Here is a 24,260-nt window from a genome sequence, read left to right as displayed (position 1 = left end):
CGCTTCTCAATCATGGAATTGCGCCACCTACAGCACTTCGTCGCGGTCGCCGAGGACCAGCACTTCACCCGGGCGGCCGAACGCCTCATGGTGTCGCAGTCCGGCCTGTCCGCCTCCATCCGCTCGCTGGAGCGCGAACTGCGCGCGCCCCTGTTCGTCCGCACCACCCGCCGGGTCACGCTCACCGAGGCCGGGCGGGCCCTGCTGGCCGAGGCGGAGCGGATCCTGGCGCAGGTCCGCGCGGCCCACGACGCGGTGGCCGCGGTACAGGGCGTGCTGCGCGGCACGCTGTCGCTCGGCACCGAGCAGTGCATCGCGGGCGTGCACGTGGCCCCGTTGCTGGCCGAGTTCCGCAGGCGGCATCCGGACGTGGAGATCCGGTTGCGGCAGGCCGGCTCGGGCGCGCTCGCGGAGGACGTCGCCGCGGGCCGGCTGGATCTGGCGTTCGCGGTGACGACCCGCGCCGACACGGAACAACTGCGCAGCCTGCCGCTGACCCGCGAGCCGATGACCGTCGTCTGCCATCCCTCGCACCGGCTGGCGGGCGGCGGTCCTGTCACCCCCCACGAGCTGGGCGGCGAGGCCTTCGTCGACTTCCACCCCGACTGGGGGCCGCGCCGCACCACCGACGCGGCCTTCGCGGCGGCACGGGTGCAGCGCACGGTCACCCTGGAGGTGAACGATGTGCACAGTCTGCTCGACCTCGTCGAGGAGGGCCTCGGCATCGCCGTCGTACCGCGCCACTTCGCCCACAAGCGGCCGGCCCTCCCGGCCCTTCCGTTCAAGGCCGACACCGAGACGCCGTACGAGACGGTCGCGATGCTGCCGCCGCCGGAGGCGACCAGCCCGGCGGCGAGGGCCTTCATGTCCCTGCTCGACACGGACGCCCTGGCACCGGCCCACGACGGGCCCCGCCACTCCTGAACCACCCGTCACACCGCGCCGACAGTCTGATCATCGTCCAGGATCAGCGGTTAGTTGGCCGAAAATGCACCCCCCGAGTCGAAGGTGACGAAGTGTCGAACACGGCACGGGAGCGGCAAAGTGCATGAAAATGCCGACCGGCACATGCCGGCGACCAGTTGACGGCAACTCAGTTCGACTACCACACAGTCGTTTCGCGGTAGCCATTTCCCGACGATGTGAAGTCATCGTGGGGATGGGACCCCTGCCGGGCCCGACAGCCAGGTCCGATGACTAGCATGAGCGACGCGCTTGATCCGGAAGGCGGCCTACCACCTTCCGTGTTCTCTGCGATGTCTCAACTGTGGACGTACTCCTGCTCGCACGGACCGAGGGACCGCGGAATGCCAGTGCCTGCTCGCCCCCGTCAGCGCCGATCTGCGCAGAAGACGGGTTCCACTCCGGTCGTGTTCCCCGCGGTCCTGGTCGTCACGGCCGCGGGTGCCGGAGCGGCCGTCGGCCTCGCCCCCGAGGCAGCCCGCCCCTGGGTGGCGGGTACGGCGATAGCCGCCTGGGGCTGCATAGCGGCCGTCGTCGCCTTCACCGCCGCCCGGTTGCGCAAGGCCCACCGCCAGACGGTGTCGCGGACCGGCGAACTGGAGATGACCAAGAACAGCTGGAGCCAGCACGGCGCCGAGACGGATCAGCTGGTCAACGTGACCCTGCCGACGGTGGCCGAACAGCTGAAGAACGGTGTCGCCGCCGACAAGGTCCTGGCCGGTCTTCCCACCCCCTCCGACCCGTATCTGCGCCGGATGCTGCACGTCTTCACGGCCGAGGTCGCCGATTCGGTACAGCGGACGACCGAGTCGCAGTCGGAACTCGAAATGATGCGGCGCGAACTGGCCAGGGGAACGAAGGAACTCGAACACCTCACCAACGAGACCCTCCCCGCCGCGGTACTCCTGCTGCGGGAGGGCAGTTCCGCCGACACCGTCCTCGCCAAGCTCGACTGGCCGCTCACCCCGCTGCTGCGCTCCCCCGCTGAATCGTTCATCCGTGAACTCGCGTACGCCGAGCGCCGGTCCGCCGCCGCCCAGGCCGCCTCCGCGAAGGCGCTCAGCCGGGTCCAGGCCAAGACCGTCGGCATGCTCGCCGACCTCCGGGACATGCAGGACCGCCACGGCGGCGAGATCTTCGGCGACCTGCTGCGGCTGGACCACAGCACCTCCCAGCTGGGCCTCATGACCGACCGGCTCGCCCTGCTGATGGGCGGTCGCTCCAGCCGCGTCTGGAACAAGCCGATCGTCATGGAGAGCATCCTGCGGGGCTCCGTCGGCCGGATCGCCGCCTACCGGCGGGTGCGGCTGCACAACTCCAGCAAGGCCTCCATCGCGGGCTTCGCCGCCGAGGGCGTGATGCACCTGCTGGCCGAGCTCATGGACAACGCCGCCAACTTCTCGCCGCCGATCGACGAGGTCCACGTGTACGTGGAGGAGCGCAGCGCCGGTCTCGTCATCACCATCGAGGACAGCGGCCTGAAGATGTCCGACGCCTCCATGCGCCGGGCCGAGGAGTCGGTGTCGGGCCAGGTCACCGACCTCGCCTCGCTCCAGGGCACCCGGCTCGGCCTGAGCGTGGTGGGACGGCTCGCCGCCAAGCACGGCATCAGCGTCAACTACCGCCCCTCCTCGCGCGGCGGCACCGGTGTCGTCGTCCTGCTGCCGCCCCAGCTGGTGGCCCAGCAGCGCGAGCCGGTCGGTCCCGAGCATCCGCGCCCCGGCGCGGCCCTCCCGGTCGCCACACCCGCTGCCACACCGGCCGCACCACCGGCCCCCGCGCCGATCCCGGCCGAGGAATCGTTTCCGGTACGCATTCCGCAGGCGACCGCGCCCGTGGACGAGGCGCCCCCGGTCGACATGCCCCGCCGACGCGGCGCGGCCACTCCGGGCGGACTGCCCGTCCGGGCTCCCGGCCACACCATGGCCGAGGCGGAACGGGGCCGGTCGAGGACCACTGCCGAGCCGTCCAAGGCGGAGCCCGACGAGAACGGTCCGGCGCGCGACGCCGGAAGCCGGTTCGGCGCCTTCCACCGCGGCAGGCACGCCGCAGGGACCACCGACGGCTCCCCCACCGCTCCCGGCGAGGACGCCGGATACGCAACAGGGCCCGAGGCGGACGGTTAGTTCGCCCGGCCCTTCGCACAGCTCAGAGCTTCGCAAGCCCACCCCGCACTGATTCGCCGCACCCCGTTGGATTGGAGGAACGAGCCGGGTGACCACCGACTGGTCAACACCCGGCCCGCCCATCATGGAGACCACTGACAACAGCCTCACCTGGCTCTTGATGAACCTCTTGGAGCGCACACCGGGCACCCGCCACGCACTCGTCCTGTCCCGGGACGGTCTGAAACTGTGCTGGACGGAACACCTGACCCTCGACCAGGGCGACCAGTTGTCGGCGATCTGCTCCGGCATCCAGGCTCTCGCGCAGGGCGCGTCCATGGAGTTCGGCGACGGAACCGGCGGTGTCCGGCACTCCATGACCGAGTTCCACGGAGGCCTCCTGTTCATCGTCGAGGCCGGTCAGGGCGCGCACCTCGCGGTCGTCGCCGAGGAGAGCGCCGACCCCGGCGTCGTCGGCCACCAGATGACCGAGCTGGTGGAGCAGATCGGTGACCATCTGCGGGCCGAACCCCGTACTCCCGCCATCAGGGGTGCCTCGGCGTGAGCCGCAAACCCGTGGACATCGGCGACCCCGACCGGCTCTACACGGTCACGGGCGGACGCAGCGAGGCCGATGACGCCTTCGACCTGGTCACGCTCATCGTCAGCGAGTGCGAGCCGACCGCCGGTATGCAGTCCGAGCACGTCCGGATCCTCGAACTGTGCCGTCACCCGACGGCGCTGGTCGAGGTCTCGGCGGAGCTCAAGATGCCCATCACCGTCGTACGGATCCTCCTCGGCGACCTCCATGCCATGGGCAAGGTGAGCGCCCGTCACCCCCGCGCGGCCGATTCCGTCGCGACCCTCCCCGAGACCGCACTGCTGCAGGAGGTGCTCCATGGGCTCCGCAACCTCTGAGCTGCCCGCCCAGCGCACGCCGCTGGCCGACGCCGCCGAGACCGGACTGAAGATCGTCGTCGTGGGCGGTTTCGGCGCCGGCAAGACCACCCTGGTCCGCTCGGTCAGCGAGATCCGGCCGCTGAACACCGAAGAGGTGATGACGCAGGCGGGGCAGGGCGTCGACGAGACGGCGGGTGTGGAGCGAAAGACCACGACCACCGTCGCCTTCGACTTCGGGCGCATCAGCCTCAACCAGCGGATGGTGCTCTACCTGTTCGGCGCACCGGGCCAGGAACGCTTCTGGTTCCTGTGGGACCGGCTGTTCTCCGGCACTCTGGGCGCGATCGTCCTCGTCGACACCCGGCGCATGGAGGACTCCTGGTACGCGATCGACAGGCTCGAACACCACAAGACGCCGTTCGTGGTGGCCGTCAATCGTTTCGACGACGACGAGCAGCGGTTCTCGCTCGACGAGATCCGGCAGGCACTCGCGCTGGGCGACCATGTGCCCATGGTCGACTGCGACGCGCGGGTCAGGTCGTCGGGCAAGGAAGTCCTGATCACTCTCGTGGACCACCTCTACGCATTGGCCCTGTCCCAGGAGGGAACGTCGTGAGCGACGCCACCGGCTCCCGTTCCTCCAGCACTCCCCCACCGGGCTGCCCCGCGCACGGTTCCGCCGTGCAGCTGGGCGGCCTGGAGTACCAGCAGACACCCTCGCAGCTGTACCGCACGATGCGCAGGGACCACGGAGCGGTGGCTCCGGTCCTCCTCGACGGGGACATCCCGGCCTGGCTCGTCCTCGGCTATCCCGAGGTCAGCTATGTGACCAGCCATGACGAGCTGTTCGCGCGGGACTCCCGGCGCTGGAACCAGTGGCCGAACATTCCGGCGGACTGGCCCCTGATGCCGTTCGTCGGTTACCAGCCGTCCGTGCTGTTCACCGAGGGCCCGGAGCACCAGCGCCGGGCCGGTGTCATCACCCAGGCGCTGGAGGGGGTCGACCAGTTCGAACTGGCCCGCGAGTGCCAGTCGATCGCCGAGCAGCTGATCGCCTCGTTCGGCGGCAGCGGGCAGACCGAGCTGATGAGCACGTACGCGCACGCTCTGCCGGCCCGTGCCGTGCTGTGGATGTGCGGTATGCCGCAGGGCAGCGCGGACACCGAGCAGCTCGTCGACGATCTGCGGATCTCGCTCGACGCCGGTGAGGGCGACGACCCGGTGGCCGCGTACATGCGCGTCGGGGAGCGCATCATGCAGCTGGTGAAGGAGAAGCGGGACCGCCCCGGGCCCGATGTCACCTCCCGGATGCTGCAGGACGCGGCGGGGCTCAGCGACGAGGAGATCGTGCAGGACCTGATCTCCGTCATCGCCGCGGCCCAGCAGCCGACCGCCAACTGGATCTGCAACACCCTGCGTCTGCTGCTGACCGACGAGCGGTTCGCGGTCAACGTCTCCGGCGGCCGGGTCAGTGTCGGCGACGCGCTGAACGAGGTGCTGTGGCTGGACACGCCGACCCAGAACTTCATCGGCCGCTGGGCCGTACGCGACACCCAGCTCGGTGGGCGGCTCATCCGCGAGGGCGACTGCCTCGTCCTCGGCCTCGCGGCGGCCAACACGGACCCGCAGATCTGGCCCGAGTCGCATGTCGGCGCGGAGAACTCCTCGCACCTGTCCTTCAGCAACGGCGAGCACCGCTGCCCGTATCCGGCGCCGCTCCTCGCGGACGTGATGGCACGCACGGCGGTGGAGACCCTTCTGGAGCGACTGCCCGACCTGGTGCTGGGCGTCGATCCCTCGGAGCTGACCTGGCGTCCGTCCATCTGGATGCGGGGGCTGAACTCCCTGCCGGTGCAGTTCACTCCCGCGGTGCACTAGCGCTCCGCTGGGTGCGTTTCACGTCTGCGGGTGCGTTGTGGCTGGGCGCGCCCACGCGGCGGAGCCGCAAGAGGGCACAGCCCCGCGCCCCTTCGGGGCGCTGTGTCTTCCGTGTGCCCGGGATCCCTGGCACACGGAAGACACAGGTCTGCGCTCAGGAAGTCGCCGGGGTGAAACGCACCGGAAGCGACTGCGGGCCTCGGGTGAAGACGCCCTGCTCGACGGGGTCGAAGCCGTCGGCGAGACGCAGGTCCGGCATGGCGTCGAGCAGTTGGTTCAGACCGACCTCGACCTCCGCCTTGGCGAGCAGCGCGCCGACGCAGAAGTGCCGGCCCAGCGCGAACGCGAGGTGGTCGGCCGCGGCCGAGAACGCCGAGGTCGTGGTGAGGTCGTCCCGGAAGATGTCGAACCGGTCAGGGTTGCCGTAGCGGCGCTCGTCCCGGTTGGCGGCTCCGATGAGGCACGTCACCGTGGCCCCCTGCGGGATGGTGCCGCCGGAGACCTCGACGTCGGTGGCCGCCTGCCGCATGATCATGTGGACCGGAGGGGTGTAGCGCAGCGTCTCCGCGAAGGCCGCGGGGATCAGGCTCCGGTCCTCGTAAACCGCCGCCAACTGCTCGGGGTTCATCAGCAGGTTGGCGAGGATGCTGGCGATCGCCTTGTCGGTGGTCTCCCCTCCGGCGGCGAGCAGCAGGCTGCAGAACGCCTTGATGTCCTCGTCGCTCATCCGGACACCGTCGACCTCGGCGGCACAGAGCGTCGACAGCAGGTCGTCGCCCAGATTGTCGCGCCGGTCGCGGATGATCGGGATCATGTACTCGGCGAACTCCCTGCGGGTGCGCTCGCCGGCGGCGGTCACCTCGGCGTCACCGGAGAGGTTGCCGAGGAAGGCGATGACGGCGGTGTACCAGCCGTGGAAGCGGGCGTGGTCGGCCTTGTCCAGGCCCAGCATGTCCGCGATGACGTTGACCGGGAACCGGGTCGCGTAGTCGCTGACGATGTCCGCCGAACCGGTCGCGCGGAAGGCGTCGATGAGCGCGAGCGAGTTGCGCTCGATGACCGGCAGGAACTTCTCCTGGAGGTCGCTGCCGCGGAAGGCGGGGGCGACGAGCGCGCGCCGCACCGCGTGCTCACGGCCGCTGAGCTGGAGGATCGTCTTGCCGTGGACCGGCTCCAGTTGCCAGTCGTAGTTGCCGGTCGTGAACTCGGACTTCTTGTCCTTGAAGACCCGTTCGACGTCGTCGTAGCGGGAGATGATGTAGCTCTGGGTGGCCTCGTGCCAGATCAGGGGGTTTTTCTCTCGCATCGCCGCGTACGCGGGGTAGGGATCCGCGGCGAACTCGGGAGAGAGGATGTCGGGCGCCTGCTGGGCAGTGGACACGGAACTCCTCGTGTTGGATGCGTGCCGTCGAGGAACAGGTTAATGATCTTTCGATGGCTCAAACAGTCCAGTCCTGGCCGAAGTTGGACGCCCGACCTTTCCGCGCCGCGAGTAGCTCACAGTCGCGCTTACCGGCGGTTTCCCTCTCATGATCCGAGCCTTTTGAGTCGTTATGCCGGAGTCCGGTGATCGTCCTGCCGCCGGGAGAGCGGCGGTCCACCCCGCGGCGGACCGCCGCTCCCGGAGCCGGCGAACGATTTCGGCCACGACTCATTCGACACGTGTCAGCGCGGCCCGAGATCGTACCCGGGCAGGACCACGTCCCGGATCAGAGCGCTCCGCTCGTCGAACGGGATGAACGCGCTCTTGAGGGCGTTGACCGTGACCGTGCGGAGGTCGTCGAGGGTCCAGCCCGCCTCCTCCACGAGCAGGGACATCTCGCGGGTCATGGTCGTGCCGGAGACCAGCCGGTTGTCGGTGTTGAGGGTGACGCGGAAGCCCAGGTCGCGCAGGCGGGTGATCGGGTGCTCCGCGATCGAGGTGGCCGCACCGGTCTGGAGGTTGGAGGTGGGGCACATCTCCAGGGCGATCCGGCGGTCGCGTATCCACTCGGCGACGCGGCCGAGCTTGCCGTCCACGATGTCGTCGGTGATCCGGACACCGTGGCCGATCCGCTGGGCGCCGCAGACCTGGAGTGCCTGGTGGATGCTGGGGAGGCCGTGGGCCTCACCGGCGTGGATGGTGAACGGTACGTTCTCGACACGCAGGTGCGCGAAGGCGTCGAGGTGGTCGGCGGGCGGGAAGCCGTCCTCGGCGCCCGCGATGTCGAAGCCGACGACACCCGCGTCCCGGAACGCCACGGCCAGGTCCGCGATCTCGCGGCTGCGGTCGAACATCCGCATCCCGCACAGCAGCGTGCCGACCCGGACGGGCGTACCGGCGGTCGCCGCCTTCGCCATGCCGGCGGCCAGGCCCTCCTGCACGGTCTCGACGACCTCGGGCAGGGTGAGCCCGCCGTTCAGCATCAGCTCGGGGGCGTAGCGGACCTCTCCGTAGACGACGCCGTCCGCGGCGAGGTCGAGCACGTACTCCTCGGCGGTGCGCAGCAGGCCTTCACGGGTCTGCATGACGGCCAGGGTGTGCTCGAAGGTGGCGATGTAGCGGACGAGGTCGCCGGAGTTCGCCGCCTCGTAGTACCAGGCGGCGAGCGCTTCCGGGTCGGTGGCGGGGAGGGTGTGGCCGACCGCGCCGGCGAGTTCGACGAGCGTCGCGGGGCGCAGGCCGCCGTCGAGGTGGTCGTGCAGGACGGCCTTGGGGAGCCGCCGGACGGTGTCGGCGTCGAGACGGAGATCGGTGCTGGAGTCGGTGCGGGGCGCGGTCATGCGGTGTTCCTCGGCAGGTTCTGTGTGGGCGGGAAGGGCTGGACTACTGGTCGGTTACGTCGAGGGCGGCCGGCTGCAGCAGGTCCCACCTGTTCCCGTACAGGTCCTGGAAGACGACGACCGAGCCGTACGGCTCGTGCCGCGGCTCCTCCAGGAAGGTCACGCCTGCGGCGGCCATCCGGGCGTGGTCGCGGGCGAAGTCGTCGGTGTGCAGGAAGAAGCCGACCCGGCCGCCGGTCTGGTCGCCGACCCGCTCGCGCTGCGCCTCGTCCTTGGCGCGGGCCAGCAGGAGTCCGGTGCCGTGCCCGCCGGTGCCGGGCTCCACGACGACCCAGCGGGACCCGTCGGGTCGTGGGGTGTCCTCGACGAGCCGGAATCCGAGTGCCTCGGTGTAGAAGCGGACCGCCTCGTCGTAGTCGTCGACGACGAGGGTGACCAGGGCAACGCGTCGCATCGGGGCCTCTCCCGGGTTTCGCGGCAGCAGGTGCCGACAGTGAGCATGAGCAGCATGGGTTATACGTAACACGCGAGGATACGCCATCGCCGGGGGGTCGCCTGCCCGCACGGCGTCCGCCTCCTGCATGCTGGAGGCAGGATCAAGCGACAGGAGTGACACACCATGTCCGAGACGCCCAGGTCGACCGGGGCACCCGCCCATCAGAACGTCACCTTCCCGAGCGGCGGCACCACCGCGCACGGTTACCTGGCACTGCCACCGGCCGGACGAGGGCCCGGAGTCATCGTCATCCAGGAGTGGTGGGGGCTGACCGACCACATCGCGGACGTCACCGAGCGTCTCGCGAAGGAGGGCTTCGTGGCACTGGCCCCGGACCTCTACGGCGGCAATGTCGCCCATGACAGCTCCGAGGCGTACCGCATGATGCAGGAGCTGCCCGTGCCGCGCGGCGTCGAGCTGCTGTCCGGCGCCGTCGACCATCTGCTGGCCATGCCGGAGGTCACGTCCGAGACCGTCGGCTCGGTCGGCTTCTGCATGGGCGGCGGTTTCGTCCTCCACCAGGCGGCCACCGACCCCCGCGTCAGCGCCGCCGTCCCGTTCTACGGCGTCATCCAGGGCGAGGCCCCGGACTTCTCCGGCCTCAAGGCCCAGATCCTCGGCCACTACGGCGAGCGGGACACCGCCATCCCCGTGGACTCCCTCACCACGCTCGGCGAGACCATCCGCGAGCAGTCCGGCATCACCCCGGACTTCCGCGTCTACCCGGCCGACCACGCCTTCTTCAACGACGGCCGCCCGGAGGTCCACGACCCCGAGTCGTCGGCGCGGGCCTGGCGGAGCACGGTCGAGTTCCTGCACGCGCGGCTGGGCTGAGCACCGCCCCGTCGTACGGCCGGTACGCCGCTTCCCCCAGGTAGGACCCTGGGAGAAGCGGCGTATCCGTGTCCGGCGTCAGTACGTGTACGTGTTCAGCGCCGCCACGGCCGAGGCCGGGGAGCCGAGGTCGTACCGGTCCACCGCGAGGAAGTTGGGCTTCTTGCGGGCGGCGGGCTGGCAGAAGCGCTGGGCCCGGTCGGCGAGTTTGGTGTTGTCGGTGGTCGCGGTCGAGGCGATCGCCGCGTCCCGGAAGTGGTTCATCACGAAGAGCGGGCGGAAGGGCGGCGCCGCCGCCGTGAGGGGGACGTTGGTGTTGGCGTCGTACCAGCGGCTGTAGCAGGACCAGTCGGAGCTGCCGAGGCCCGAGCCCATGGACCAGTAGTTCTCCACGGTCCACTCGCGCTGGTACATGACGCCGAAGCTGTCCCGGGTGAGCCCCGCGGACTCGTCGGCGGCACGGCTGTGGTCGGTGAACAGGAGCAGCCGGTCGTCGGCGGCGATCAGGTCCGCCATCTTCGGCCAGCCGTTCGCGCGTACGCCGGTCAGGTCCGGCCGGTAGAGGACGTCGGACAGGCCGTTCACCCGGGCCAGCTCGCTGCGCAGGACGCCCGGATCGACGTAGTCCTCCAGGAACACGGTGACGACGTCGTTCGGGTTCTGCCGGAGGAAGTCGACCATGCGCTGGAGGTCCACGTTCAGGGCCACCGGCCTGCTGACGAGGGTGCAGCTGTTGTGGCAGAGGATCGCGCCGTCCGAGGTCTGGTGGATGTCCAGCATGAATCCGCGTACGCCGTCGGCGAGTTGCTGGTTGATGCCCCGGCTCTGGTTCGGGACGAGGTTGACGAAGGGCGGCGCGAAACCGCCGTCGACGCCGTTCGCGTACGCGTTGTGGGAGGTGAGGAAGGTGACCTGGTCCAGGGTGCGCCGGTCCGCGGACGGCATCGGGGAGGTCGGTGACGTCACCGGGGTCAGGTACCAGGCGGCGGGGTCGCCCGCCGCGCCGACGACGAGCTGCGCGGGGTAGTTGGCGCCGGAGGCCTTGGCCCCGACGGTCAGGTACCGGTCGGCGCCGGGGACCCTGAGCCGGTAGCGGTCGGTACCCGTCGACGTGATCTCCCACGCGGCGTCGGCACTCGCGCAGGCCACGGTTCTCGCCTGGCCACCGGACCGGCCCAGGCAGCTGCCCGCGGTGTCGGTGCTCTCCAGGACGTACGAGGTGCCGGTGGCCCGCAGCGTCCACTGCTGGCGGTCCTCGTTGCCCCTGGGGTTGCGCTGGACGACCGCTCCCCCGCTGTCTGCGGCGTTCAGTCCTGTGACCGCGCTCTGCACGTGGAACACGCCCGCCGTCGGCACCTCCGCGGCGTGGGCGGGAGCTGCCAGGACGGTGGTCAGTGCCGCTCCGGCGGCGGTGAGGGCGAACAGGGGGCGATGTCTCCGCATGGTGGTGAGGTCCCTTCGGCAGCGCGGCGGCGCCTGGTCGGCGGCCGGGAAAGTGGGGGGTCTGCGCGGGACACTCAATCGGGTTGGTATGTACCGGTCAAGAGCGTGTGCTCGCCGGACGCGGTCGCGGCGGTGAAGATCCCCACCGGCATGGCCCACCTTTGCCGCTCCGGTGTTTCACGGGACGTATGCCGGGCACCGCGGTACTTCTACGGGGAGCAAGAAATGATCACCGCGCCAGGAGGACGGACATGAGCGACGACAGCATGGCGGACGACGTCTACCAGCCCACGGGGACCAACGAGGAGCAGGCCGACGCCGCACCGCTGGATCTCCAGGACGCGGTGGACGAGCGTACGTACGACGATGTGCTCGACGAGGGCTATTCACCTCCCGAGAAGCCGCTGGGAGTCACCAAGAGCGGTACCACGGCGGCCGAGCAGCAGGAGGGCGAGAGCCTCGACGAACGGCTGCGCCAGGAGGTCCCCGACGAGGAGGCCCCGGCCGGCGACGGCATCGGTGACCTGCCCTACGGGGAGGGCGAGGTGACCGACCCCGAGGCCGGTGACGAGCGCGCGGGCCGACTGGTGGCGCCGGACGAGGGCGCGCACGAGGACATGACGAAGGAAGCCGTGGCCTCGGACATCGGTATCGACGGCGGAGCCGCGGGCGCCGAGGAAGCCGCGGTCCATCTCATCCCCGAGGAGGAGGAGCTGCCGCCGGCACCTCTGCGACGGGACTGACCCGGCGGGTCGGTCAGCGCTGGAGTCAGTGCTGGAAGGCGTCGGCCCGCACATGCTTCATGACGGCGCTCGCCACCCGGTACCGGCCGTTGGGCAGGTCCGGTGACCTGGTGACGTGCACCGTCAGCGGGCCGGCCCATTCGTAGCCGTGCTTCTCGCCGTGGCGGAGCAGGCTGTCGGTGAGCACCTGGTCGATGCGGCCGCCGTTGCGCTCCAGCTCCTCGTGGGCGAACTCGGCCAGCTCGACGTCGTAGGCGTTGGGGACGACGGTCCGGCTCTCGCTGCACACCACGATGTGGTCGTCGCACTCCTTGTGCAGGGCCTCGATCAGCTCGACCGGTTCTTTGTGGCGGAAACGCGCGAGCAGGGACCCTCCGAAGCGTTCCATGGCTCGTTCCAGACCAGTGAGTGTGCTCACGCCGCAACTTCTCCTAGATGGTGTCGTGGTGTTCCGCTCTTCTTCTGCGGGTGCCCGGGCGGTGGGGAAAAACGCGTCCGGCCGCCTACAGCAGGTCCCGTGGCACCGTCTCGTTCCACGTGCGCGAGAAGACCCGGCGTTCGCCCTCGTAGCCGTCCAGCGTGGCGTTTACGAAGAAGTCCGTCTCGTCGCAGGTCAGCCGCGTGTGCGTCTCCACGCGGACATCCCAGTCGTCGCGCCTGAAACGCATGGTCCAGGTCGACTCGCCGGTCGCCGAGGTGAAGTCGTCGGCGATGGACGTATAGCGCTCGTAGGCGCGACGCCCGACGTCGAGCCCGATCTCGTCGAAGTGGACGAGTCCTTGGTCCTTCACGATCTCCAGTTCGGCGCGGTAGTCGACCATGTCGCGCTTCACCTCCCACCGTGCGTCCGGGGCGGTCAGCCGGGTGACGGACAGCGGTGGTGTGCCCTCGGGCTCCTCGAACGGGTTCGCCGGCACCCCGTCCGGCTGGTCCGTCGGGCGGACGGGGAGCGTGAGGGTGCTGGAGCCCTCGTACACGCTCAGCAGCGCCGGTTCGGGGGGCGGCCAGGCCAGCGGCCAGTACGACGTGGACAGGGAGAGGCGGACCCGGTGGCCGGGCGGGAACGCCTGTGCCACTCCGTTGAGCTGGACGGTGGCGCGGTAGCGCGTGCCCGGCTCCAGGGCCTCGGGGTTCTCGGTGCTCTCCCGACGCGTGATGTTGAGCAGACCGTAGGTGACGCGGGTGGCGGCGCCGTCGGGGCTCACGTCGGACAGACGCGCGGCCACCATCGCGACCGGCCGGTCGGCCGCGAGGTCCAGTTCCACGGTCGGTGCGCCGAGGATCTCCAGCCGTTCGGTCAGCGGCTCGGTCTCGAAGACGAGGGAACCGCCGTCCTCCTCGCGCTGGTCGTACGGCAGGTCCGGGGGCGCGTTGTAGGAGGCCCACTTGCCCGCGAACTGCCCGACGGACAGGGGCGACCGTACGGTCATCCCGGCGCCGCCCCCGGCGGCATCGGCGCCGGCCCGGGCGTCGGCACCGGCCTCGACCGGTGTGCCGATCCGGTGCCGGGTCAGCGGGTACCTGACGGGACGGATCTGCGGAGACGGCCAGGTGGGCTCAGCGACCCAGCGGCCCGGGCGCTCCTCGTAGGAGGTGGACGGGGGCACGCTGTCCTGCATCCAGGTGCGCAGCATGGGGCCGTCCATGACGCCGTTGTCGACGCCCTTGAGCCAGTGGTCCCACCAGCGCACCACTTCCTGGAGGTAGCCGATGGCCGGCCCGGGCTCCCCGAGGTGGGGGAACTTGTGCGACCAGGGGCCGATCAGTCCCTTGCGGGGCACGTCCAGATGGCCGAGCAGCCGGGTCACGGCGTTGGAGTAGCCGTCCGCCCAGCCGCTGGAGGCGAGGACGGGGCACTGTACGGCCTGGTAGTCCTCGGCGACCGAGGCGTGCCGCCAGTAGTCGTCCCGGCGCTGGTGGCGCAGCCAGGGAAGGACCCAGGGGCCGGTGTTCTCCAGGCGTTCGTGCCACATCTCGCGCCAGCGGTCGCCGACCACGGCGGGGTCGGGCGGGCAGGTGGCGTAGGCGAACATGGTGCCGGCCTCGGCGAGGTTGTCCGACAGCATCGCGCCGCCCATGTAGTGCATGTCGTCGGCGTGCCGGTCGTCCGTGAAGGACGCGATGACGACGGCGCGCAGGCTCGGCGGCTGCCGGGCGGCCACCTGGAGGGCGGCGAAGGCACCCCAGGACAGGCCCATCATGCCGGTGTTGCCGTCGCACCAGGGCTGCTCGGCGAGCCAGGCGAGGACCGCTTCCGCGTCGGTCTGTTCCTGTTCCAGGTACTCGTCCCGCAGCACCCCCTCCGAGTCGCCGGTGCCGCGCAGGTCGACGCGCACGCAGGCGTATCCGTGACCGGCGATGTAGGGGTGGTGCATGGAGTCGCGCACCGAGGTGAGGTCGCGTTTGCGGTAGGGAATGTACTCCAGCACCGCGGGCACGGGCTCGTTGTCGGAGGAGGTGGGGCGCCAGACACGGGCCGACAGCTGCACGCCGTCGGGCATCGGGATACGGACGTCCTCCTCTTCCTTCGTCGCGTACGGCAGGTTGCTCACGTAGCGCATGAGGCGGACTTACTCCTTGTTCGGTGGTCGTTACGCGTGCGGTCGTTCCCGGGGGCTCTCGCCGGGGCTCTCGTCGAAGGCGAGTCCCAGGGCGGCCACGCAGTGGTCGTACTTCGCCCTCAGGTCCTCCTCGCTGTTCGCGCCGGTGAATATGTGCGCCAGCTCGTAGCTGTAGGAGTCCTGCTGGGACAGATCGGAGAGGACCTGCCCCTCCTCGGTGGTGACGTCCACGCGTACGCCGTCGGCCTCGCGCTCGATGCGGGCGAGGTCGTCGGCCGAGGGCACGTCGCGCACGACGCCGTCGGTGAACCAGCGGTAGTACCACTTCGCGGCCATCGCGTACTGCCCCTTGCGCCGCGGCATGGCCGGATCGTCGCCCAGGGCGAGGCCGAGCATGGCGTGGTGGTTGGGCACGCCGTCGACGTACTCGAACAGTTCGGCGTGGGACTGGGAATGCCGGGGGTTGATCTCCAGCAGGCTGATCTCCTGGGTCTTCGGGTCGAAGAAGTACTCCACGCTGAAGGTGGCCGACTCGAAGCCGATCCGGCGCATGACGCGCTCGGTGACGTCGTGCAGCTGGGCGATCGCCGCCGGTGGCAGTGTCGAGGGGTACTGGTGCCGCTGGAAGCTGGATGTGCCGGGGTAGTTGATGGAGTCCAGCACGCCGTAGACGGTGACCTCGCCCTCGTGGACGTAACCCTCGACGGCGACCTGGAGACCCGTCATCGTCTCCTCGGCGAGGCAGACCTGGGCGCCGACGCCCTTCATCTCGGGCGGCAGCTCGATCCGGTCGAGGATGTACTCGAAGGGACGGCCCACCCGGGAGATTCCCTCGCGTATCTGCCGGACGGCGTCCCGGAACTCGTCCATGTCCTCGACGCCGAAGGCGAGTTCGGAGGAGTACGAGAGCGCGGGCTTGACCCACATCGGGAACCGTACGTTCTCAGGGGGCCGCGGGTCGTCGGTGTCCAGGTCGACCCGGCCGAACCGCGGGTGCCTGTCGGTGACCTTCTGCTGCTCCAGCCGGCTCCAGTACTTGTGCTCGCACTTGACCACCGACTCCAGGCTGGTGCTACGGGTTCCGTAGCGCTCGGCGAGGATCGGCACGAGGGTGCTCACCGGGAAGTCCCAGTAGCCGACGATCGCGTCGATGTTTCCGTCGAAGGCGTCCAGGACGGCCCGGGCCTTGTCGATGAGCTCCGGGACGGACACCTCGCCGCTCTGCAGTTCCTCGATCGTCAGCAGCGGGTGGTACCGCAGCGACCTGGCCGCCGCGGCCGCTTCGAGTGTGGGCAGGTTGGCGTCGTCGAGACCTATCACGAAGACGTTCTTCACCTCGGTCCTCACCTCGGTCTTCACCTCGGGCGCGTTCTTCTCCGGCACTGGTCACCTTCCCGTTCTTTCGGAGCACTGCGGAAGATCGGGGGGTACCCCTGAGCGGCGGGGCGAATCCCCTGGCGTCGGCCGGAGCGTTCGCAGGTGTGATGTCTCTCCCCGGGGACACCCGTGCCGCATGTTCATGCAGCTGTCCGTGCAACGGCGGTCCACGGCGTTGCCCATGTCCCCGCGGGAACGGGAGTAGACATGCTCTTCCTTGTCGTTGCCTTTCTCCTCCTGACCGTCCTGATCGGGTCGGCCGCCTATCTCCCCGCGCCCGTGGCCGTCGTGGCCGGCGTGGTCATCGCCGTGTGGCTGGCCGTCTTCGCCGTCCGTGAGCGACGCAAGCACGGCCGTACCCGGAAGGCGTGACGTGATGCGACTGACAGAGTCACCGCGGCGGGAGACCGGCAGGCGGGACACGGAGGGGATGGCCGTCGCCTCCTTCGTCCTCGGCCTCGTCGGACTCCTCGTCCTCAACTTCGTCCTCGGCCCCATCGCCATCGTCCTGGCCACCATGGCCCTGCGCCGGAACACGCCCCGCCGCTTCAGAGCGCTGCTCGGTCTGTGGCTCGGTGTCACGGACATCGTGCTGCTCGCCGCCCTCATGGCGGTGAACGGCACCACGTCGTGGAGCAGTGTGCTCGGCTGACGGGCCGCCATCCGCGACCCCGGAGCATATGCGGTGAAAAACGGGCATACCTTGCTAGAAATTCTCGTACGACCTCACAAGACACAACCCCAGAGGAGTGGACGATCGTGACGGATGTATCCAGCACAGGCCCCGCCCCGGACGACGACCGCGAAGTGCTCACCAACCGGCAGGGGCATCCGGTCTACGACAACCAGAACCAGCGGACCGTGGGCGCCCGCGGCCCGGCGACGCTGGAGAACTACCAGTTCCTGGAGAAGATCAGCCACTTCGACCGCGAGCGCATCCCGGAGCGCGTCGTGCACGCCCGCGGAGTGACCGCGTTCGGCTACTTCGAGGCGTACGGAGCCTGGGGCGACGAGCCCATCAGCCGCTACACCCGCGCCAAGCTCTTCGCGGAACGCGGCAAGCGCACGGACCTGGCCGTCCGGTTCTCGACCGTCATCGGCGGCCGGGACTCCTCCGAGGCGGCGCGCGACCCGCGCGGTTTCGCGGTGAAGTTCTACACCGAGGACGGCAACTGGGACATGGTCGGCAACAACCTGGGGGTGTTCTTCATCCGGGACGCGATCAAGTTCCCGGACGTGATCCACGCGCTCAAGCCCGACCCGGTCACCTTCGAGCAGCAGCCCCGCCGCATCTTCGACTTCATGTCGCAGACTCCGGAGTGCATGCACATGCTGGTGAACCTCTTCAGCCCGCGTGGCATCCCGGCCGACTACCGCCATATGCAGGGCTTCGGCGTCAACACGTACAAATGGGTCAATCAGGAGGGCGACACCGTCCTGGTCAAGTTCCACTGGATGCCCAAGCAGGGCGTACGCAGCATGACCGAGGAGGACGCGGCCAACGTCCAGGCCCAGGGTCTCGGCCACGCCACGAAGGACCTCTACGAGGCGGTGGAGCGCGGCGAGTACCCGGAGTGGGAACTGCTGGTCCAGGTCATGGAGGACCACGACCACCCCGAGCTGGACTTCGACCCGCTGGACGACACGAAGACCTGGCCCGAGCAGGACTTCCCGCCGAAGCCGGTCGGCAGGATGGTGCTGAACCGGATGCCGGACAACTACTTCGCGGAGAACGAGCAGATCTCGTTCGGCACCGGAGTCCTGGTGGACGGGCTGGACTTCTCCGACGACAAGATGCTGGTCGGCCGGACCTTCTCCTACAGCGACACCCAGCGCTACCGGGTCGGGCCGAACTACCTCCAGCTTCCGGTGAACCAGGCCAAGAACGCCGAGGTCCGCACGAACCAGCGCGACGGCCAGATGGCGTACCACCAGGACAGCGCGGGCGAGAACCCCATCGTCAACTACGAGCCGTCGATCACCGGCGGCCTGCGCGAGGGCGAGTACCCCACTCATGACGAGCAGGGTCCGGAGATCCAGGGCCGCCTCACCCGCAAGCGGATCCCCCGCACCAACGACTACATGCAGGCGGGCCAGCGCTATCTGCTGCTGGAGGAGTGGGAGCAGGAGGACCTGGTGAAGAACTTCACCGACCTGCTGTCCCAGTGCGACCGGCCGGTGCAGGAGCGGATGGTCTGGCACTTCCTGCTGGTCGAGAACGAGCTCGGTCTGAGGGTCGGTGAGGGGCTCGGCATCACACCCGAGGACGTCGCCGGTCTGAAGCCGCTGGCCAGCCAGGACCTGACCGAGGAGGACCGCGAGCGGCTCGCGAACCTGGGGAAGAACCCGCCCCGGGACGTCGCGGGGCTGACCATGACCCACTGCGTACCCGACACGCGGCACACGGTCACGCGCTGAGCGTCCGCGGACACGGCACCGCGGCCGGCGCGTGCGCCGGCCGCGGTGCCGTGTCCGCGAGGACGTCAGCAGTACAGGTTGTTGCCCGCCGTCGTGCCGAGGATCCCCACGAATCGCTGGTAGCTGTCCACCCGGCTCTGCACCTGCGCCGGATTCTTGCCGTCGCACTCCAGCGAACCGTTGATGGAGCGGATCGTCTGGCCGAATCCCGCGCCGTTGACCATGGCGTTGTGGCCGGTCATGGAGCCGGGGCCGGTCTGCGTGTTCCAGTACCAGAGGCCGGTCTTCCAGGCCACGGCGGAGTCGTTCTGCACGAGCCAGGGGTTGTTCAGGAGGTCGATGCCGAGCGCGTCGCCCGCGGCCTTGTAGTTGAAGTTCCAGCTGAGCTGGATGGGACCGCGGCCGTAGTACGCCGCCTGGCCGGCCGGGCAGCCGTAGGGCTGGCCCCAGTCGCAGTAGTGCGGGTAGTTGGCGGTGTTCTGCTCGACTATGTGGACCAGGCCGCCGGTCTCGTGGTTGACGTTGGCGAGGAAGGCCGCGGCCTCCTGCCTCTTCACCGTGTCGCTGCCGGTGTTCGCGAAGGCCGGGTAGGCGCTCATCGCGGCCTTCAGCCCGCTGTAGCTGTAGAAGGAGTTCCGGTTCGGGAACATCTGGTTGAACTGCGCCTCGCTGACGACGAACCCGGAGGGGTTGGTGGGTCCGTTGTCACAGGCGTACGGCTCCCAGAACCAGGTGCTGATGGTGGGGTCGTAGCCCGGGTTGTCGTGCTCGGCGATGTAGGCCTTGCCGTCGGTGTACCGGACGATGTTCCCGGTCACGTAGGACTTGCCGGCCACCCAGCTCGGGTAGCTCGAACAGGCCGCGGCGGACGCGCCCGAGGCCGGCAACAGCACCGGTGCGGCGGTTCCGAGGACGATCGCGGCCACGAACGCGGAGATACGGCGCCTGGACACAGGGTCAACTCCTTCACGGAGCACGGCCGCGGACCCGTACGGAGGCAGCGCGGGGCGGACCTTGTACGCACGTGCCGGTGAGACCGGCCGCGGCGTACGGGGCGGCCGTGGTGGGGGGTAGTGAGGCACACTCCACCACCTTGGTCTGGACCAGTCAAGGGTGTAGACCAGTCAACTCGCCCCGGCGCGGCGTCGCTTCGACTCAGCGGGCTCGGCCCGTCAGCGGCTTCAGCTCAGCGGCTTTTCCAGTACCGCCTTGCGGTGGCTGAACGTCTCGATCGAGTAGCGGCCGTGGTAGTTGCCCATGCCGCTCTCCCCCACTCCGCCGAAGGGCAGGTCGGAGACGGTGAGGTGGGCGAGCGGCAGTCCGAGGCCCAGCCCTCCGGACGAGGTCTCGGCGGCGAGCCGCTCCCTGGTGGTGTCCGACTCGGTGAAGGCGTAGAGGGCGAGGGGCTTGTCGCGGTCGTTGATGAAGTCGATGGCCTCGTCGAGGCCGGGGACGGTGACGATCGGCAGGACCGGGCCGAAGATCTCCTCGCGCATGACGGGCGCGTCGGGGTCGACGTCGGCCAGGACGGTCGGCGCGATGAACCTCGTAGCGCGGTCGGTCGCGCCGCCGACGACGATCCGGCCGGAGTCGAGCAGCCCGCTGAGCCGGTCGAAGTGCCGCTCGTTGATGATCCGCCCGTACTCGGTGGAACTCGACGCGTCGGACCCGTAGAGCCTCTCGACGGCCTCGGTCAGCACGGGCTCCAGGGCGCGGGCGGTCTCCGGGTCGGTCAGGACGTAGTCGGGCGCGACACAGGTCTGTCCGGCGTTGAGGAACTTGCCGCGTGCCAGGCGCTCGGCGACGACGGTCAGGTCGGCGTCCCGGTCGACGAAGGCCGGGGACTTGCCGCCGAGTTCGAGCGTGACCGGGGTGAGGTGCCGCGCGGCGGCGGTCATCACGATGCGGCCGACCGTGCCGTTGCCGGTGTAGAAGATGTGGTCGAAGCGCTCCGCGAGCAGGGCCGTGGTCTCGGGGATGCCGCCCTCGACGACGGCGACGGCCTCGGTGTCGAGGTACCGGGGCAGCAGCCGGGCCAGTTCGGCGGAGGTGGCGGGGGCCAGCTCGCTGGGCTTGACGACCACCGCGTTGCCCGCGGCGAGCGCGCCGAGCATCGGGGCGAGCAGGAGTTGCGCCGGGTAGTTCCAGGGGGCGATGACCAGGACGACACCGAGTGCGTCGTAGCGCGTCCAGCCCGTCGCGTCGGCTCCGAGGTGCGCGGGGACGGGAGCAGGCTCGGGGCGCAGCCACTCTTCGAGGTGTTCGAGGGTGTGGTCGATCTCCCGCACCACGAAGTCGATCTCCGTACGGAAGGCCTCGGTGGAGCTCTTGCCCAGGTCGGCGTGGAGGGCGGCGGCGAGTGCGGCACCGTCCGTGGTGAGCATCTCGCGCAGACGGCCCAGCTGGCCGGTGCGCCACTCGACGGGCCTGGTGCGGCCGGAGCGGAAGGTGGCGCGCAGCCGGGCCACGACGTCGGCGGGCTGCTCGGGGGTGGGCTGGTTCACGGTGCCTCGCTGGTCGGGGCGGGCCTGTGACCCGCACGCGGTACGTCGAGCGACAAGCTCGATGTATATGCCAACCATTTATACGGCATCGTCATTCCGCACCGGTCGAAGACACCGCCCGTGTTTGTCGGATCACCCGGACGATCCCGCCGGGGCCGCCGCGCGGGTCGGCCCCTCAGGCCCCGGGTCGCGTGTAGTGCTGAGCCCGGACCCGGCGCAGCCAGTCCTCGGCGGGGGCCTCGTCGGCCTCTTCCGGGAGGGCGCTGCGGGTCTCGTCGAAGGCCGCCTCGTACCGCTGGAGCAGGGGCAGCGCGGCCATCGCGTCGGCCGCCACCTGCTCGCCGAAGCGGTGGTAGTCGTCCGGGTTCTCGACGCGGATGTCCAAGGCACCGGTGGCGTACAGCTCGAAGCCCTGGTGGCACAGGCGCCGTAGATGCCGGGCGTGTTTGGCGGTGCGCCCGCGGGTGTCCGCGGAGGCGGAGCCGTCCCCACGGTCGTAGAGCCGCTTGAACTGCTGGGTCGCGTAACCGAGGTAGGCGTCGCGGACCCGTTTCGCGGAGAGCAGGGTCGTGCGGATGCCGATCAGCTCGTCACCGAGCGGGGTGCGGACCTCGTACAACTCGTCGGGCAGCCACACCAGTTCCGTCACGGTGGGGTTGCCGCCCAGGGCGAGCCGGCACCACTTGGCCGCTTCGTGGAGGGTGTTGTCGGGCTTGGCCGTGACGTGGGTCTCCTTCGGCCCGTGCAGGCCGTGGAAGTCCTCGGTGGGGGCGGCGAACATGCCGAGCCGGTCCACGTCGGAGCCCGGGCGGGCCAGTCCGTACGCGGTCGAGCCGACGATGCCGGACAGCAGGATGTTCCTGGTGGTGGTCATGGCTGTCCCCCCCTTCTCCCCAGGCCGCCCCGCTGCCTTGTGCGAGCCGGGCGGCTCGCACAAGGTCACCACCCGGGGGGCGGTCGCGTACAGCGAATTTCCGGGAGTACGGGGGCGCGGCTCAGCTCGCGAACGGCACCTGCGCCGAGGGGGCGGGCCGGGCGAAGGGGTGCTGCCACAGGCCCTGCGCGGCAAGCCGGGGCAGGACGCCCTCGCCGAACCAGTACGCCTCCTCAAGGTGCGGGTAGCCGGAGAGCACGAACTCGTCGATGCCGAGGCGGTGGTACTCGGTGATGCGCTCGGCGACCTCGTCGTGGCTGCCGACCAGGGCGGTGCCCGCGCCGCCGCGCACGAGGCCGATGCCCGCCCAGAGGTTGGGGTGGATCTCCAGGCCGTCCCGGCTGCCGCCGCCGTGCAGGGCGAGCATGCGCTGCTGGCCCTCGGACTCGCTGCGGGCCAGTCCGGCCTGTACGGACCTCACGGTCCCCGGGTCGAACCCGGCGAGCAGCCGCTCGGCCTCCGCCCAGGCCTGCTCGGAGCTGTCCCGGGTGATGACGTGCAGCCGGATGCCGAACCGGACGGTGCGGCCCTCCTTCTCGGCCAGCGCGCGCACCCAGGCGATCTTCTCGGCGACCTGCGCGGGCGGCTCGCCCCAGGTGAGGTAGACGTCCACGTGCTTGGCGGCGACCTCACCGGCGATGGGCGAGGAGCCGCCGAAGTACACCTCGGGCACCGGGTCGGGCACCCGCGCCAGCCTGGCGTCCTCGACCTTGAGGAACTCGCCGTCCAGGTCGACGGTCCTGCCCTCCCACAGGCCCCGGACGATCTCCAGGAACTCGCCGGTACGGCGGTAGCGGGCGTCCTTGTCGAGGAAGTCGCCGTACGCCCGCTGCTCGTGGCTCTCGCCACCGGTGACGACGTTGAGGAGGAGCCGTCCGCCGGACTGGCGCTGGAAGGTGGACGCCATCTGCGCGGCGAGCGTCGGCGAGACGAACCCCGGCCGGAAGGCGACCAGGAACTTCAGCCGCTCGGTGTTCTGGCTGACCATCGCGGTGGTCAGCCAGGCGTCCTCGCACCACGCCCCGGTGGGCGTGAGCGCGCCGACGAAGCCGAGATCCTCGGCGGCGCGGGCGATCTGGCTCAGATACGCGACCGTCGGCGGCCGGTCCCGCCCGGACACCGCGGCCGGGGTGCCGTGGCCGCCCCCGACGACATGGCGGCTGTCGCCGTTGGTGGGCAGGAACCAGTGGAAGGTGAGGGACACGGGTGCGTTCTCCGATCGGGCGCGGGGCGGTGTGCGGGGGTGTGCGGGGCGGCTCGACGGTTCTTCGGCTCAGAGGAGTCCGTGGCGCGGCGGCAGGGTGCCGTTCAGTACGTACCGGCCGATGTGCTGGATCTTCCAGCGGGCCGGGTCGTACTGGGCGCGGGTGCGGGCGTCGTGCCGGTGCCGGCACCGGCACCGGTTGCGGGAGTTGCGGGCGGACCGGGTGCCGGACACCTCGAAGAGCACGCTCCACACCGCTTTCGAACCACGGGCGGGTCCTGGTGTCCGCGGGGTCTGGGCGAGGCCGGCGGCGGCGAGCAGGCCGGAGTCGGAAAGCCGGGCCGACTCCTCGCGCGTGAGCCCGCGTTCGGCGTGGTCGGCGATGACCTTGGCGGCGCCCCGCGCGACAGCTCCTGCCGGGACCTTCGTGGAGGCTTCCCCTTGCACCGCGAACGCTTCTGTGACGGTCGCCGCTGACATGGTCAGCCCGCCGCGGCCAGGACCGGCCGGCGGCCCAGCGCCTCGGAGAACTGGTCGAGCACCGAGGTCAGTGCCTCGGCGGCCGCGGGTGCCACGGTGAGGCGGCCGTCCTCACCGACCACGATGTCCTTGTCGAGGGTGAACCAGCCCTGGACTATGTGCCGGGCACCCATGGAGCTGAGGACCGGGCGCAGCGCGTAGTCGATGGCCAGCACATGGGCCGTCGTCCCACCCGTGGCCAGGGGCAGCACGGTCTTGCCGGTGAGGGCGTACTGCGGGAGGAGGTCGAGCAGTGCCTTGAGCACCCCGGAGTAGGCGGCCTTGTAGACGGGCGTGCCGATGACGACGCCGTCGGCCCGTGCGACGAGGGCGGTGGCCTCGACGATCGCCGGATGCCGGAAGTCGGCGCCGAGCAGGGCCTCGGCAGGGATCGTACGGACGTCGAGCGGGATCACCTCGTGGCCCTGTGCCGTCAGCCGGTTGTCGAGGTGGCGCAGCAGGCGGTTGGTGCGGGAGGAGGCGGAGGGGCTGCCGGAGACGGACAGGACGGTGGCCATGGGTCCTCCGTAAGTTGTTAGGCGGCCCGGGAGGGCCGGGTGTGGCTTATGGGTTCTTGCCTTCAGTGGCTTCGAAGGAGTGGCCGCCCGGCTCTCCGGG

The 24,260-nt window shown here is 70.1% G+C and carries 24 protein-coding genes; 11 read left to right on the top strand and 13 right to left on the bottom strand.

The features are described 5' to 3' along the window. Positions 1-12 precede the first annotated feature (12 nt). The 6 genes from ACIOKD_RS36810 to ACIOKD_RS36785 all read left to right on the top strand — a co-directional run bounded on the left by ACIOKD_RS36810 (position 13) and on the right by ACIOKD_RS36785 (position 5,846). Positions 13-924 (top strand): LysR family transcriptional regulator, encoded by a 912-nt coding sequence (locus tag ACIOKD_RS36810; RefSeq protein ID WP_402092407.1) that lies wholly within the window; start codon positions 13-15, stop codon positions 922-924. A 383-nt stretch (positions 925-1,307) separates the two neighbouring features. Next, complete coding sequence (locus tag ACIOKD_RS36805) at positions 1,308-3,089, top strand: ATP-binding protein (RefSeq protein WP_402092405.1); 1,782 nt, start codon at positions 1,308-1,310, stop codon at positions 3,087-3,089. Positions 3,090-3,213: 124 nt separating this feature from the next. Continuing rightward, entirely contained in the window at positions 3,214-3,633 is a 420-nt protein-coding gene (locus ACIOKD_RS36800; RefSeq protein WP_402092510.1) for a roadblock/LC7 domain-containing protein, read from the top strand. Beyond that, positions 3,630-3,986 (top strand): DUF742 domain-containing protein, encoded by a 357-nt coding sequence (locus ACIOKD_RS36795; RefSeq protein WP_402092404.1) that lies wholly within the window; start codon positions 3,630-3,632, stop codon positions 3,984-3,986. The genes ACIOKD_RS36800 and ACIOKD_RS36795 overlap by 4 nt, the downstream gene beginning before the upstream one ends. Next, entirely contained in the window at positions 3,967-4,584 is a 618-nt protein-coding gene (locus ACIOKD_RS36790) for an ATP/GTP-binding protein (RefSeq protein WP_107019020.1), read from the top strand. The genes ACIOKD_RS36795 and ACIOKD_RS36790 overlap by 20 nt, the downstream gene beginning before the upstream one ends. Continuing rightward, positions 4,581-5,846: a cytochrome P450 gene (locus ACIOKD_RS36785; RefSeq protein WP_402092401.1), complete on the top strand. Its 1,266-nt coding sequence runs from the start codon at positions 4,581-4,583 to the stop codon at positions 5,844-5,846. Before ACIOKD_RS36790 ends, ACIOKD_RS36785 begins: the two co-directional genes overlap by 4 nt. Positions 5,847-6,000: 154 nt before the next feature. Here ACIOKD_RS36785 and ACIOKD_RS36780 read toward each other — a convergent pair whose 3' ends face one another. The 3 genes from ACIOKD_RS36780 to ACIOKD_RS36770 all read right to left on the bottom strand — a co-directional run bounded on the left by ACIOKD_RS36780 (position 6,001) and on the right by ACIOKD_RS36770 (position 9,063). Further along, positions 6,001-7,227, bottom strand: a complete 1,227-nt coding sequence (locus ACIOKD_RS36780; protein WP_402092399.1) for a cytochrome P450 — start codon at positions 7,225-7,227, stop codon at positions 6,001-6,003. 284 nt (positions 7,228-7,511) lie between these two features. Further along, a complete protein-coding gene (locus ACIOKD_RS36775) occupies positions 7,512-8,609 on the bottom strand; it encodes an adenosine deaminase (RefSeq protein WP_402092397.1) in 1,098 nt (365 codons plus the stop codon). A 43-nt stretch (positions 8,610-8,652) separates the two neighbouring features. Beyond that, positions 8,653-9,063 carry a VOC family protein gene (locus tag ACIOKD_RS36770; RefSeq protein ID WP_402092395.1) on the bottom strand — a complete coding sequence of 137 codons (411 nt, stop codon included), beginning with the start codon at positions 9,061-9,063 and terminating at the stop codon, positions 8,653-8,655. A gap of 165 nt (positions 9,064-9,228) precedes the next feature. On the opposite strand from ACIOKD_RS36770, the gene ACIOKD_RS36765 reads away from it, so the two are divergent. Beyond that, a complete protein-coding gene (locus ACIOKD_RS36765; RefSeq protein ID WP_402092394.1) occupies positions 9,229-9,939 on the top strand; it encodes a dienelactone hydrolase family protein in 711 nt (236 codons plus the stop codon). A gap of 78 nt (positions 9,940-10,017) precedes the next feature. On the opposite strand, the gene ACIOKD_RS36760 is transcribed toward ACIOKD_RS36765, so the two are convergent. Then, positions 10,018-11,382 carry a phospholipase gene (locus ACIOKD_RS36760; RefSeq protein WP_402092392.1) on the bottom strand — a complete coding sequence of 455 codons (1,365 nt, stop codon included), beginning with the start codon at positions 11,380-11,382 and terminating at the stop codon, positions 10,018-10,020. 251 nt (positions 11,383-11,633) lie between these two features. Here ACIOKD_RS36760 and ACIOKD_RS36755 point away from each other — a divergent pair, with 251 nt between their 5' ends. Continuing rightward, positions 11,634-12,125 (top strand): DUF5709 domain-containing protein, encoded by a 492-nt coding sequence (locus ACIOKD_RS36755; RefSeq protein WP_402092390.1) that lies wholly within the window; start codon positions 11,634-11,636, stop codon positions 12,123-12,125. A 25-nt stretch (positions 12,126-12,150) separates the two neighbouring features. Here the strand turns inward: ACIOKD_RS36755 and ACIOKD_RS36750 are convergent, their stop codons facing one another. From ACIOKD_RS36750 to ACIOKD_RS36740, 3 genes are all read right to left on the bottom strand, one after another. Continuing rightward, entirely contained in the window at positions 12,151-12,543 is a 393-nt protein-coding gene (locus tag ACIOKD_RS36750; protein ID WP_402092388.1) for a DUF3662 domain-containing protein, read from the bottom strand. 85 nt (positions 12,544-12,628) lie between these two features. After that, positions 12,629-14,686 carry a CocE/NonD family hydrolase gene (locus ACIOKD_RS36745; protein ID WP_402092387.1) on the bottom strand — a complete coding sequence of 686 codons (2,058 nt, stop codon included), beginning with the start codon at positions 14,684-14,686 and terminating at the stop codon, positions 12,629-12,631. Positions 14,687-14,716: 30 nt separating this feature from the next. After that, on the bottom strand, positions 14,717-16,069 hold the full coding sequence (locus ACIOKD_RS36740; protein ID WP_402092386.1) for an acetyl-CoA carboxylase biotin carboxylase subunit family protein: 1,353 nt from the start codon (positions 16,067-16,069) through the stop codon (positions 14,717-14,719). Between the two features lie 201 nt (positions 16,070-16,270). Here ACIOKD_RS36740 and ACIOKD_RS36735 point away from each other — a divergent pair, with 201 nt between their 5' ends. From ACIOKD_RS36735 to ACIOKD_RS36725, 3 genes are all read left to right on the top strand, one after another. Continuing rightward, positions 16,271-16,435 (top strand): hypothetical protein, encoded by a 165-nt coding sequence (locus tag ACIOKD_RS36735; RefSeq protein ID WP_402092385.1) that lies wholly within the window; start codon positions 16,271-16,273, stop codon positions 16,433-16,435. Between the two features lie 4 nt (positions 16,436-16,439). Beyond that, the gene (locus ACIOKD_RS36730; RefSeq protein WP_402092383.1) at positions 16,440-16,715 is read left to right on the top strand and encodes a DUF4190 domain-containing protein; all 276 of its coding nucleotides are present in this window, start codon (positions 16,440-16,442) and stop codon (positions 16,713-16,715) included. 107 nt (positions 16,716-16,822) lie between these two features. Further along, on the top strand, positions 16,823-18,481 hold the full coding sequence (locus ACIOKD_RS36725) for a catalase (RefSeq protein ID WP_402092382.1): 1,659 nt from the start codon (positions 16,823-16,825) through the stop codon (positions 18,479-18,481). Between the two features lie 65 nt (positions 18,482-18,546). On the opposite strand, the gene ACIOKD_RS36720 is transcribed toward ACIOKD_RS36725, so the two are convergent. The 6 genes from ACIOKD_RS36720 to ssuE form a co-directional block, all read right to left on the bottom strand. Beyond that, complete coding sequence (locus ACIOKD_RS36720) at positions 18,547-19,434, bottom strand: glycoside hydrolase family 19 protein (RefSeq protein WP_402092381.1); 888 nt, start codon at positions 19,432-19,434, stop codon at positions 18,547-18,549. 228 nt (positions 19,435-19,662) lie between these two features. Then, positions 19,663-20,985 (bottom strand): aldehyde dehydrogenase family protein, encoded by a 1,323-nt coding sequence (locus ACIOKD_RS36715; RefSeq protein WP_402092379.1) that lies wholly within the window; start codon positions 20,983-20,985, stop codon positions 19,663-19,665. 175 nt (positions 20,986-21,160) lie between these two features. Beyond that, complete coding sequence (locus ACIOKD_RS36710; protein WP_402092378.1) at positions 21,161-21,859, bottom strand: DNA polymerase beta superfamily protein; 699 nt, start codon at positions 21,857-21,859, stop codon at positions 21,161-21,163. A 121-nt stretch (positions 21,860-21,980) separates the two neighbouring features. Next, positions 21,981-23,123, bottom strand: coding sequence for an LLM class flavin-dependent oxidoreductase (locus ACIOKD_RS36705; protein WP_402092377.1), 1,143 nt, complete (start codon positions 23,121-23,123; stop codon positions 21,981-21,983). Between the two features lie 69 nt (positions 23,124-23,192). Further along, positions 23,193-23,570 (bottom strand): hypothetical protein, encoded by a 378-nt coding sequence (locus tag ACIOKD_RS36700; RefSeq protein ID WP_402092376.1) that lies wholly within the window; start codon positions 23,568-23,570, stop codon positions 23,193-23,195. Between the two features lie 35 nt (positions 23,571-23,605). Next, positions 23,606-24,160: an NADPH-dependent FMN reductase gene (ssuE, locus tag ACIOKD_RS36695; RefSeq protein ID WP_402092375.1), complete on the bottom strand. Its 555-nt coding sequence runs from the start codon at positions 24,158-24,160 to the stop codon at positions 23,606-23,608. Positions 24,161-24,260 lie beyond the last annotated feature (100 nt).

The sequence above is a fragment of the Streptomyces sp. NPDC087844 genome (assembly GCF_044742785.1).
Taxonomy (GTDB): domain Bacteria; phylum Actinomycetota; class Actinomycetes; order Streptomycetales; family Streptomycetaceae; genus Streptomyces.
The sequence above is the reverse complement of the archived record's forward strand: the minus strand, read 5'-3'. Positions and strand labels throughout refer to the sequence as shown.